This is a genomic window from Corynebacterium intestinale, assembly GCF_023574125.1.
GTDB lineage: Bacteria > Actinomycetota > Actinomycetes > Mycobacteriales > Mycobacteriaceae > Corynebacterium > Corynebacterium hesseae.
Genome location: NZ_JAMKFF010000002.1, coordinates 329,338 through 341,831 on the forward strand (window position 1 = coordinate 329,338; position 12,494 = coordinate 341,831).

Genomic DNA, 12,494 nt, shown 5'->3' on the forward strand with positions numbered 1-12,494 from the left:
GAAAGGATGCCAATCATGGCTAAGCTCACCAAGGACGAGCTCATTGAAGCTTTCAAGGAAATGACCCTCATCGAGCTCTCCGAGTTCGTTAAGGAATTCGAGGAGGTCTTCGACGTTGAGGCCGCTGCTCCGGTTGCTGCCGTTGCTGCTGGTGCCCCGGCTGCCGGCGGTGCTGCTGAGGAAGAGAAGACCGAGTTCGACGTCGTTCTGACCGACGCTGGCGCTAAGAAGATCGGCGTTATTAAGGCTGTCCGCGAGATCGTCTCCGGCCTGGGCCTGAAGGAAGCTAAGGAGCTTGTTGAGTCCGCTCCGAAGGCTATCCTCGAGGGTGCTTCCAAGGACGACGCTGAGGCTGCTAAGGCTAAGCTCGAAGAGGCTGGCGCTTCCGTCGAGCTCAAGTAATTCACCTGAATTACTCAGCTTTCCCGCGCAGCGCACTCGCTGCGCGCTAACAACCCCGTTCCGCTTTCTTGCGGTGCGGGGTTGTGCCCGTTTTGTCGGTACCCCGGTGGCCCGGCGGATTCTAAGCAGTGCGTGTCAGGTCTTGACACTAGGGTCAATAGTTGACACTATTGGCGTGGGTTTAAGGGCTACTACTCAATTCGCGTCAACTCGCAGTGGCGCATCATATTCAAGTGGACACCCGAAGGAGCTGTTGACATTGACTTTATCGACTACCACTGAAGCACGCGCTCATGTTGATGTTGTTCCCGTTCCGCATCCCGGAGAGATTCTTCTCCTAGAATTTCTTAAGCCCTGCGGAATAACCCAGTATCGCCTGGCCAGTGACATTGGCACCACCCGTTCCCAAGTTTCCAAAATTACCCGCGGTGCGCTTGGTATCAGTGCCGATATGGCCTTGCGTTTGTCGGCCTACTTTGGGAATTCCGCGAAGTTCTGGCTCGGACTCCAAGAGGAATACGATCTGTGGAAAGCTCGCCAGACCACGGATATCAGCGCCATCGTTCCGTGGAATCACAAAGAAGAAGTCGACTCTCACTCATAGAATCAGTTGACTTGCGGTCACCTCGGGGTCGGTGCAGTCTCACCGCAGCTGCACAAAACTGAAACGCACCCTCCTGGGAAATGTGTTTTGAACAAACGAATCGGTAGGATAAGCCACCATGCTGCCCAAGTCCCGCATCTTCTCCGTCCTCCTGCTCGGCCTCGGCGTTGCGCTGATCGCCGCCGGCCTGGCGGCGTCGAGCTTCTTGAGCTTTAGCCCGCGCCTGCCGCTGGATATCAAGAACACCACGTGGACGATGCAGGATGACAGCGCCACCGCGCAGGCGCTGTCCGCAGAGGGCGTTACGCAGTACGAGGGGCCGATGACCTATCAGCTCAACATGGACATCCAGGATCCGGCGGATAAGGACACCGCAACGTTGCGAGTGGGGGAGTCCGCCATCCGCGGCGGCACGGGCAACGTGGAGGACTTGAGCTTTGCGCGCGTGTGGAACTATCCCGTCGATCGCCTTAGCGGTGAGGCCACGGGACCGGCGGCGCTCTCCCATACCATGGGCTCGCCCACGGCGGAGGTGCCCGTCGAGGGCTACTGGCTGAAGCTGCCCGCCGATGCTGAGCAGACCACCTACCCAGTCTTCGACCCGGTCCTGCGCAAGGCGGCCGACGCCGTCTTCGAGGAATCCCTCGATATCGACGGCCGCACGGTCTACCGCTACCACCAGGAAGTGGAGCCCACCAACGTGGCCACCCTCTATGCCGGTAGCACGACCACCACGCTGAGTAATGAGGACGACTCTACCGAGCAGGGCTACCTCTTCCACGCCGCAACCCGGGACCTTTTTGTAGACCAGGCCACCGGACTCGTCGTGGGCATGGACGTCGATATCAAGGACTACTGGGCAGACCGCGAAGGCAACGAGCGCGAGGTGCAGTTCGCCTTCAATGGTGCAACTGATGAGGAATCTCGCGCGGAGATGCTCCAGCAAGCTGAGCGCTTCCCGCGGAGTGCTGTGGGGCAGTGGGTGCGCTGGGGTGGCCTCGGCATCGGCGCCGTTCTCGTGCTGCTTGGGGCGCTGGGCGCTTTTCGCCGTCCCACCAACCGCCACTCCCGCTAGCCGCGCGTGCTAGAGGCTCGCGCGTGCGGATCTGCGTAGCGACACGCCGACGGCACGTTTCGCCTTTACAAGGCCGCCATTATGCTATAGGCTATTTCGTTGCGCTGGAATCTGGATCTTTAGTGCACATTTAGCCTTTCGAGCGGTGATGGCAAAACCGACTTGACAAGGTGATTTTGTGCATTCTAAACCCAGTCGTTCCACAGCAGACCGAATGCTAAATCTACCAGCGGTTTTGCACCTCACCGGCCAGGGTGGGGAGGCAATCCGCCAGAGGTACTGGAAGGACCCATCTTGGCAGTCTCCCGCCAGACCAAGTCAGTGGCCAACATCCCTGGAGCCCCGAAGCGATACTCCTTCGCTAAAATCAGCGAGCCTATCGCTGTCCCGGGCCTCCTTGATCTACAACTCGATTCTTACGCGTGGCTCATCGGCACCCCCGAGTGGCGCGAGCGCGAGCAGGCAGAGCGCGGCGAAGACGCACGCGTGACGAGCGGCCTTGAGGATATCCTCGAGGAGCTTTCTCCGATCCAGGATTACTCGGGCAACATGTCCCTGTCCCTGTCGGAGCCTCGCTTCGAGCCGGTGAAGAACACCGTGGACGAGTGCAAAGAGAAGGACATCAACTACTCGGCGCCACTGTACGTCACCGCAGAATTCATCAACAACGACACCCAGGAGATTAAGTCCCAGACCGTCTTCATCGGCGATTTCCCGATGATGACTGAGAAGGGCACCTTCATCGTCAACGGCACCGAGCGCGTTATCGTCTCGCAGCTCGTGCGTTCCCCGGGTGTGTACTTCGACCAGACCATCGACAAGTCCACCGAGCGCCCGCTGCACTCCGTGAAGGTTATTCCTTCCCGCGGTGCGTGGCTCGAGTTTGACGTCGACAAGCGCGACACCGTTGGCGTGCGCATCGACCGCAAGCGTCGCCAGCCGGTCACCGTGCTGCTCAAGGCCCTGGGGTGGTCCGAGGAGCAGATCAAGGAGCGCTTCGGATTCTCCGAGCTCATGATGTCCACCCTCGAGTCCGATGGCGTGGCCAACACCGACGAGGCTCTGCTGGAGATCTACCGCAAGCAGCGCCCGGGCGAGCAGCCCACGCGCGACCTCGCGCAGGCCCTGCTGGATAACTCCTTCTTCCGCGCAAAGCGCTACGACCTGGCCAAGGTTGGCCGCTACAAGGTCAACCGCAAGCTCGGCCTGGGCGGTGACCACGACGGTCTGATGACCCTGACCGAGGAAGACATCGCCGTCACCCTCGAGTACCTCGTGCGCCTGCACGCCGGTGAGCGTGAGATGAAGGCCCCGAACGGTGAGATGATCGCCATCCACACCGACGACATCGACCACTTTGGTAACCGTCGTCTGCGCACCGTCGGCGAGCTCATCCAGAACCAGGTCCGCGTGGGCCTGTCCCGTATGGAGCGCGTCGTCCGCGAGCGCATGACCACCCAGGACGCGGAGTCGATTACCCCGACCTCCCTGATTAACGTCCGCCCGGTCTCCGCCGCTATCCGCGAGTTCTTCGGTACCTCCCAGCTCTCGCAGTTCATGGACCAGAACAACTCCCTGTCCGGCCTGACCCACAAGCGCCGCCTGTCCGCGCTGGGCCCGGGCGGTCTGTCCCGTGAGCGCGCCGGCATCGAGGTGCGAGACGTTCACGCTTCGCACTACGGCCGCATGTGCCCGATTGAGACCCCTGAGGGTCCGAACATTGGTCTGATCGGTTCCCTGGCCTCCTATGCCCGCGTCAACGCTTTCGGCTTCATCGAGACCCCGTACCGCAAGGTTGTGGACGGCAAGGTCACCGACCAGGTGGAGTACCTCACCGCCGATGAAGAGGATCGCTACGCCATCGCGCAGGCCGAGGTGGAGAAGGATGCCGACGGCACCCTGACCGGCGATCGCATCGAGGTCCGCCTCAAGGACGGCGATATCGGCGTGACCGACGCCGCCGGCGTTGACTACGTTGACGTTTCCCCGCGCCAGATGGTCTCTGTGGCTACCGCCATGATTCCGTTCCTCGAGCACGACGACGCTAACCGTGCCCTCATGGGCGCGAACATGCAGCGCCAGGCCGTGCCGCTGGTGCGTTCCGAGGCCCCGTACGTGGGCACCGGTATGGAGCAGCGCGCTGCCTACGATGCTGGTGACCTCATCATCACCCCGAAGGCGGGCGTGGTGGAGAACGTCACCGCGGACCTCATCACCATCATGGATGACGAGGGCCAGCGCGATACCTACATGCTGCGCAAGTTCGAGCGCACCAACCAGAACACCAACTACAACCAGACCCCGTTGGTCTCCCTGGGTGAGCGCGTCGAGGCGGGCCAGGTGCTTGCCGACGGCCCCGGTACCCACAACGGTGAGATGTCCCTCGGCCGCAACCTGCTGGTTGCCTTCATGCCGTGGGAAGGCCACAACTACGAGGACGCCATCATCCTCAACCAGCGCATCGTGGAGGAGGACATCCTCACCTCGATCCACATCGAGGAGCACGAGATCGATGCTCGCGATACCAAGCTGGGCCCGGAGGAGATCACCCGCGAGATCCCGAACGTCTCCGATGACGTTCTGCGTGACCTCGACGAGCGCGGCATCGTCCGCATCGGCGCCGACGTCCGCGCGGGCGACATCCTCGTCGGTAAGGTCACCCCGAAGGGTGAGACCGAGCTGACCCCGGAGGAGCGCCTCCTGCGCGCCATCTTCGGCGAGAAGGCCCGCGAGGTCCGCGATACCTCCATGAAGGTGCCGCACGGTGAAACCGGTAAGGTCATCGGCGTCTCCCGCTTCTCCCGCGAGGATGACGACGACCTGGCCCCGGGCGTCAACGAAATGATCCGCGTCTACGTGGCTCAGAAGCGCAAGATCCAGGACGGCGATAAGCTCGCCGGCCGCCACGGCAACAAGGGCGTTGTGGGTAAGATCCTCCCGCCGGAAGATATGCCGTTCATGGAGGATGGCACCCCGGTGGACATCATCCTGAACACCCACGGTGTGCCGCGTCGTATGAACATCGGCCAGGTGCTCGAGGTTCACCTCGGCTGGCTGGCACACGCCGGTTGGAAGATCGACACCGAGGACCCGGCCAACGCCGAGCTGCTCAAGACCCTTCCGGAAGAGCTTTACGACGTCCCGCCGGAGTCCCTGACCGCAACCCCGGTCTTCGACGGTGCCACCAACGAGGAGATCTCCCGACTGCTGGCTTCCTCCAAGCCGAACCGCGATGGTGACGTCATGGTGGATGAGCACGGTAAGGCCCGCCTCTTCGACGGCCGCTCCGGCGAGCCGTACATGTACCCGGTTTCCGTCGGCTACATGTACATGCTCAAGCTGCACCACCTCGTTGACGAGAAGATCCACGCCCGCTCCACCGGCCCGTACTCCATGATTACCCAGCAGCCGCTGGGTGGTAAGGCACAGTTCGGTGGCCAGCGCTTCGGCGAGATGGAGGTGTGGGCAATGCAGGCATACGGCGCTGCCTACACCCTGCAGGAGCTCCTGACCATCAAGTCCGATGACGTGGTCGGCCGCGTCAAGGTCTACGAGGCCATTGTCAAGGGTGACAACATCCCGGATCCGGGTATTCCGGAGTCCTTCAAGGTCCTCCTCAAGGAGCTGCAGTCCCTCTGCCTGAACGTGGAGGTTCTCTCCACCGACGGCACCCCGATGGAACTGTCCGGCTCCGACGATGATGACATGGACGGCGCTCCGTCCCTGGGCATTAACCTGTCCCGCGACGAGCGCTCCGACGCAGACATCGCCTAGCTTCTTGGTCCGCCGCATTTACTGGCGGCGGGCATAACGAAACACCACCTACATACAAAGCCATCAACTTCCCCCTGACGGGGGATGAAAGGGAGACATTACGTGTTTGACGTAAATCTCTTCGACGAGCTCCGCATCGGGCTGGCCACGGCCGAGGACATCCGTCGCTGGTCCAAGGGCGAGGTCAAGAAACCCGAGACCATTAACTACCGCACCCTCAAGCCGGAGAAGGACGGCCTCTTCTGTGAGCGCATCTTCGGCCCGACCCGTGACTGGGAGTGCTCCTGCGGTAAGTACAAGCGCGTGCGCTACAAGGGCATCATCTGTGAGCGCTGTGGCGTCGAGGTGACCAAGTCCAAGGTGCGCCGTGAGCGCATGGGCCACATCGAGCTGGCCGCGCCGGTTACCCACATCTGGTACTTCAAGGGCGTTCCTTCCCGCCTGGGCTACCTGCTGGACCTGGCTCCGAAGGACCTTGAGCGCATCATCTACTTCGCTGCCAACATCATTACCTCTGTCGACGAGGAAGCTCGCCACAATGACCAGTCCACTCTGGAAGCAGAGATGCTTCTGGAGAAGAAGGACGTTGAGGATGACGTCGAGGCAGAGATCGCTGAGCGCGCTGCCAAGCTCGAGCAGGATCTGGCCGAGCTGGAGGCCGCCGGCGCCAAGGCCGACGCCCGCCGCAAGGTCCAGAACGCTGCCGACAAGGAAATGCAGCACATCCGCGAGCGCGGTGAGCGCGAGGTTGCTCGCCTCGACGAAATCTGGAACACCTTCATCAAGCTGGCTCCGAAGCAGATGATCATCGATGAGACCATCTACGAAGAGCTCGTTGACCGCTACGAGGATTACTTCACCGGCGGCATGGGTGCTGAGGCCATCCAGACCCTCATCCGCAACTTCGACCTCGAGGCCGAGGCTGAGGTTCTCAAGGAGATCATCAACAACGGCAAGGGCCAGAAGAAGATGCGTGCCCTCAAGCGCCTGAAGGTCGTCGCGGCCTTCCTGCGTTCGGGCAATGATCCGGCCGGCATGGTGCTCGATGCCATCCCGGTGATCCCGCCGGAGCTGCGCCCGATGGTGCAGCTGGACGGTGGCCGCTTCGCCACCTCCGACCTCAACGACCTCTACCGTCGCGTGATCAACCGCAACAACCGCCTCAAGCGCATGATCGACCTCGGTGCTCCCGAGATCATCGTGAACAACGAGAAGCGCATGCTGCAGGAGTCCGTCGACGCCCTCTTCGACAACGGCCGCCGCGGCCGTCCGGTCACCGGCCCGGGCAACCGCCCGCTGAAGTCCCTGTCTGACCTGCTCAAGGGTAAGCAGGGCCGCTTCCGCCAGAACCTACTGGGTAAGCGCGTGGACTACTCCGGCCGTTCCGTGATTATCGTCGGCCCGCAGCTCAAGCTGCACGAGTGTGGTCTGCCGAAGCTCATGGCTCTGGAGCTGTTCAAGCCCTTCGTCATGAAGCGCCTGGTAGAAAACGACTACGCGCAGAACATCAAGTCCGCCAAGCGCATGGTGGAGCGCCAGCGCCCCGAGGTGTGGGACGTCCTCGAAGAGGCCATTTCCGAGCACCCGGTGATGCTGAACCGTGCACCGACCCTGCACCGCTTGGGTATCCAGGCCTTCGAGCCGAAGCTCGTCGAGGGTAAGGCCATCCAGCTGCACCCGCTGGCTTGTGAGGCTTTCAACGCCGACTTCGACGGTGACCAGATGGCAGTTCACCTGCCTCTGTCCGCCGAGGCACAGGCTGAGGCACGTGTCCTTATGCTGGCTTCCAACAACATTCTGTCCCCGGCCTCCGGTAAGCCGCTGGCTATGCCGCGTCTGGATATGGTTACCGGCCTGTACTACCTCACCATGGACAAGGGTGAGGACGAGATCGGCGGCGAGGGCCGTTACCGCCCCGCCACGGAGGATCGTCCGGAGCAGGGCGTGTACTCCTCCTACGCGGAGGCCATCATGGCCCGCGACCGCGGCGTTCTTGGCCTGCAGGCCCCGATCAAGGTCCGCATCTCCCACCTGCGCCCGCCGGCAGACATCGAGGCAGAGCACTTCCCCGATGGTTGGCAGAAGGGCCAGGCATGGCTCGCTGAGACCACCCTGGGCCGCATCATGTTCAACGACCTGCTGCCGTGGAACTACCCGTACCTCGAGGGCGTCATGGTCCGTAAGGGCGGCGCCGGCAACAAGATGCTGCTCGGTGACGTCATTAATGACCTCGCCGCGAAGTACCCGATGATCACCGTTGCCCAGGTTCTGGACAAGATGAAGGACGCTGGCTTCTACTGGGCCACCCGTTCCGGCGTGACCATCACCATGCACGACGTGCTGGTCCTCCCGAACAAGCACGAGGTGCTCGAGTCCTACGAGAAGGAAGCCGAGCGCATCGAGCGCAAGTACTGGGAGCAGGGTGCTCTGACCGAGCGCGAGCGCTACGACCGCCTGGTTGAGCTGTGGAAGGACGCCACGGACACCGTGGGTAACGCCGTCGAGGAGCTGTACCCCGACGACAACCCGATTCCGATGATCGTGAAGTCCGGTGCTGCCGGTAACATGCGTCAGATCTGGACCCTGGCCGGCATGAAGGGCATGGTTGTGAACTCCAAGGGTGACTACATCACCCGTCCGATTAAGACCTCCTTCCGTGAAGGCCTGTCGGTTCTGGAGTACTTCAACAACTCGCACGGTTCCCGTAAGGGCCTGGCGGATACCGCTCTGCGTACCGCTGACTCCGGCTACCTCACCCGTCGTCTGGTGGACGTGGCGCAGGACGTCATCGTTCGCGAGGAGGACTGTGGCACCCGTCAGGGCGTGCGCGTACCGCTCGGCGTCGAGATCGCCGAAGGTTCCTACGACCTGCACGAGCTGTGGGAGACCTCCGCATCCGGCCGCGTCGTGGCTAACGACGTCAAGGACGCCAACGGCGAGGTCATCGCTGAGGCAGGCGCCGACCTGACCGAGGAGCTCAGCCGCAAGATCGTCAACGCTGGCGTTCTGGAGATCAAGGTCCGCTCCGTGCTGACCTGCCAGACCCCGGCCGGTGTTTGCGCGAAGTGCTACGGCAAGTCCATGGCCTCCGGCAAGCTGGTTGATATCGGCGAGGCAGTCGGCATCGTGGCCGCACAGTCCATTGGTGAGCCGGGTACCCAGCTGACCATGCGTACCTTCCACCAGGGTGGTGTCGGTGGCGATATTACCGGCGGTCTGCCGCGTGTTCAGGAGCTCTTCGAGGCCCGTAACCCGAAGAACCGCGCTCCTATCGCTTCCGTCGACGGCACCGTGTCCCTGTCCGATGAGGGCAACTTCTGGACGCTGACCATCACCCCGGATGACGGTTCCGACAACGTGGTCTACGAGAAGCTGTCGAAGCGCCAGGGCCTGGCTCAGGTCCGCCGCCCGATGGAGTCCAACCCGGACGCAATGATTGAGCGCTCGCTTCGCGACGGCGACCACGTCACCACCGGTGACCGCCTCATGCGCGGTGCGGCTGACCCGCACGACGTGCTGGAGGTCCTCGGCCGCCGCGGTGTGGAGAAGCACCTCATCGACGAGGTTCAGGCCGTTTACCGTGCACAGGGTGTGGCCATCCACGACAAGCACATCGAGATCATCATCCGCCAGATGCTGCGTCGCGGTACCGTCATCGACGCCGGTACCACCGACCTGCTGCCGGGCAACCTCATTGACCTCTCTGAGGCCAAGCAGGTTAACGCCGCTCAGGTTGCTGAGGGTGGCCAGCCGGCACAGCTGCGCAGTGAGATCATGGGTATCACCAAGGCCTCCCTGGCTACGGAGTCCTGGCTCTCCGCGGCCTCCTTCCAGGAGACCACGCGCGTGCTTACCGACGCCGCCATCAACAAGCGCTCGGATCAGCTCATTGGTCTGAAGGAGAACGTCATCATCGGTAAGCTGATTCCGGCCGGTACGGGTATTTCCCGCTACCGCAACATCAGCGTGAAGCCGACTGAGGCCGCACGCAATGCTGCGTACTCCATCCCGACTTACGGCGATTCCATCTACGGCGACGATGGCTTCGGTGAGTTCACCGGTGCTTCTGTCCCGCTGGAGGAGGACTACACCTTCTAGGTGTAAAGCCGCGTGAGGCTCGCCGAAGTTAGCCAATAAGGCTGTCTTTCCGTTACCCCCGTCACTGCCCCCCCTTAAACAGGGTAGTGGCGGGGTATTTTATTTGAGGCCAGAGTTACAGACATAAAGAACCCTGTGAATATCATGAACATTGAGACTGGCTGTGAGCTGCATATTTAGAATTTCTTATCAACGGAATGGCCATGACGTGCACGGACACCGTTAGCCAGGGGTGAGTTTTGCCCTTGCGGAGAGTAGCGGAGGGAAGTAGCGTCTCGGCTTGAGTCCAGTTTGCCTTCAGGAACGCTCAAGATGCTTCAGAATCTGACCTAGGGCAGCTGTTGACCGATTCCCTAATCGTTCTTATGAAAGGATTCTTCATGGATATGAAGAGTTTCAACGGTTCTGCTCGTCGCCGCGGCACGACGATTGCAGCCGCCGCTCTTTCCGTCGCTATGGTTGCGCCCTTCGTCCACCCGGTAGTCAGCCCGGCTTCTTCGCCGGCTGCTATCGCTCAGGAGGCAGCAGCCGGTCAGGATCGCAGTGTAGATACCCGAGGCACCTCGGAGGCCACTGCCATTAAGGCAGACGGCACTTGGGGTCAGAAGAAGGGCTACGAAGGCACGGTCTATCTCGATCGTGATTCAGGTCCGGAGGCTCAGAATGAAGCTGACGAATCTATGTCCGGTGTCAAAGTCTTCTTGCAGTACGTCAACGGCAAGGGACAGGTGTCGCCGATCTACTACACCACCTCGGACTCTGAAGGTAAGTTCGTCTTTGACCTGTCCAAGGCACCGAAGGACGGCCTGGGCAACCCAATCGAGTTCAAACTGGCTGGTGATGACAAGTTCCAGGTTCGTACGTGGGCTGAAAACCCAGATCCGGCAAAGTACACCTTGGCAGCTGGTGGCGACATGTACAGTGGTCGATTCCACGACCGACTTACCCGTAAGTGGGAGAGCTGGGATTTCACTGCCGGCATTAACCGCATCGTGGACGGCAAGGTTGTATTCCAGGAGCGCCCAAACATTGACGGTTGGCTTGCCAAGCCCGAAGCTGAGTGGACCGAGGCACCGACTGCTGATAAGAAGTGGCCAGACGGTGGTGATTATGGTACCGCACGAGGCGATGTTTGGTGGGAAAACAATGAGGTCAAGGGCTCACTCGCCAACCAATACTTCAAGAAATCTTCAGATCGTGCCGCTACTGATGTTAAGGTCGTAGGCTCTTATGTGAACGATGAAGTAGCACGCGAGTTTGACGCCTGGAAGAAAGCAAACAAAAACTACAGCCGCGAACAGTTCCGCGTCGCCCAGAAAGAAATCGTCGACAAATATCAGGCTGAGCACGGCGCAGGCTCCCACATCGCAGAGTCTCGCGTAGCTTATGTAAAGGATGACGGTTCCTTCTATCTCCCCTTTGCTGGCTTGTATGGAATTAGCCGCAACGACAAGGGCAATAAAACCACTGACAAAGAGTGGGGCACGCTCGTCTCCGCCAAGGACGAAGAGCACGGTAAGCTGATGCAGTGGAACGGCACACTGGGCCAGCGTCATCGCCACATCAACACGGACTACATGTACCTGTATCCGGTAGTTGGCGACAACCGTGATCTGTGGATGGGTAACTACCAGGACAACATGTTCCAGCCCCCCCATGGTGGAAATCTCGGTATTGAGCTTGAGTCAGCAAACATTTCTGTCCAGAACTTCGCGTTGCTGACTCCGCGCCCGATTCACGACGTTATCAACTACGATAACGCCTCAGCTATTGCTGCCCCTGGTGATACCGCCAAGTCGAAGACGACCGGCCTCGTTCCGAACCAGCAATACGCAATTGAGTGGTTTGCCGACGGTGAATCCACTGGTAAGTTCTGCACCGTTACCGCTAACAAGCTTGGAGAGCTGGAGTCCTGTGACTTCACCGTCCCAGAAAAGCTCTCTAAGCCAACCGTGTACTCTTCTCAGGTATTCGCTGCCGATGCTTCGGGTAAGCCAACCGGCACGCTCCTTTTGGCCGACTCCTTCTTGGCAGACCCGACCGTCGTTAAGTACGACGAGACCAAGGGCACAGCCAAGGAGAAGGACCTTGTAGTAAAGCCTTCCTTCGACAACTCGAATACTGATGCCGAAGAGAAGATGCCGGAAGGCGCAACCTTCGAGTTCGCTGATCCTGCTGCCGCTAAGGCCCTGGGCCTGGACATTGATCCTAAGACCGGCGCAATCACCTGGCCTAAAGATAAGCAGGTTGAAGGTGAAACCTCGGCGCTCGTAAAGGTCACGTGGACGCCTGCCGGGGGTGCTAACCCGGTTACCCGCGAAGTACCGGCGAAGTTCAACCTGGCTGCGCCTGCTGCAACTAAGGACAATGAGAACTTCGATCCTAAGTACGAGGATGGTTCTGGTAAGCCGGGCGATAATGTGAAGGTTCCGGCGCCGACGTTTAAGGACAAGGACGGCAAGGAGACCAAGGCTCCTGAGGGCACGAAGTTCGCCCCGGGTGAGAATGCTCCGGATGGTGTGAAGGTTGATCCGAACACTG

At 60.7% G+C, this 12,494-nt stretch carries 7 protein-coding genes; all 7 read left to right on the top strand.

The features are described from left to right. Positions 1 to 15 precede the first annotated feature (15 nt). Complete coding sequence (gene rplL, locus M5J06_RS04540; protein WP_070520955.1) at positions 16 to 402, top strand: 50S ribosomal protein L7/L12; 387 nt, start codon at positions 16 to 18, stop codon at positions 400 to 402. Positions 403 to 627: 225 nt separating this feature from the next. Then, on the top strand, positions 628 to 684 hold the full coding sequence (locus M5J06_RS04545) for a hypothetical protein (protein ID WP_250224085.1): 57 nt from the start codon (positions 628 to 630) through the stop codon (positions 682 to 684). Then, the gene (locus tag M5J06_RS04550) at positions 662 to 1,006 is read left to right on the top strand and encodes a HigA family addiction module antitoxin (protein ID WP_232755570.1); all 345 of its coding nucleotides are present in this window, start codon (positions 662 to 664) and stop codon (positions 1,004 to 1,006) included. Before M5J06_RS04545 ends, M5J06_RS04550 begins: the two co-directional genes overlap by 23 nt. 118 nt (positions 1,007 to 1,124) lie before the next feature. Then, entirely contained in the window at positions 1,125 to 2,081 is a 957-nt protein-coding gene (gene pgfA, locus M5J06_RS04555) for a cell envelope lipid trafficking protein PgfA (RefSeq protein ID WP_250224079.1), read from the top strand. Positions 2,082 to 2,375: 294 nt separating this feature from the next. After that, positions 2,376 to 5,855 carry a DNA-directed RNA polymerase subunit beta gene (rpoB, locus tag M5J06_RS04560; protein ID WP_250224080.1) on the top strand — a complete coding sequence of 1,160 codons (3,480 nt, stop codon included), beginning with the start codon at positions 2,376 to 2,378 and terminating at the stop codon, positions 5,853 to 5,855. 102 nt (positions 5,856 to 5,957) lie between these two features. After that, positions 5,958 to 9,953 carry a DNA-directed RNA polymerase subunit beta' gene (locus M5J06_RS04565; RefSeq protein WP_070596756.1) on the top strand — a complete coding sequence of 1,332 codons (3,996 nt, stop codon included), beginning with the start codon at positions 5,958 to 5,960 and terminating at the stop codon, positions 9,951 to 9,953. A gap of 380 nt (positions 9,954 to 10,333) precedes the next feature. Continuing rightward, the coding region (locus M5J06_RS04570) for a YPDG domain-containing protein (protein ID WP_250224081.1) at positions 10,334 to 12,494 on the top strand (2,161 nt) is incomplete at its 3' end.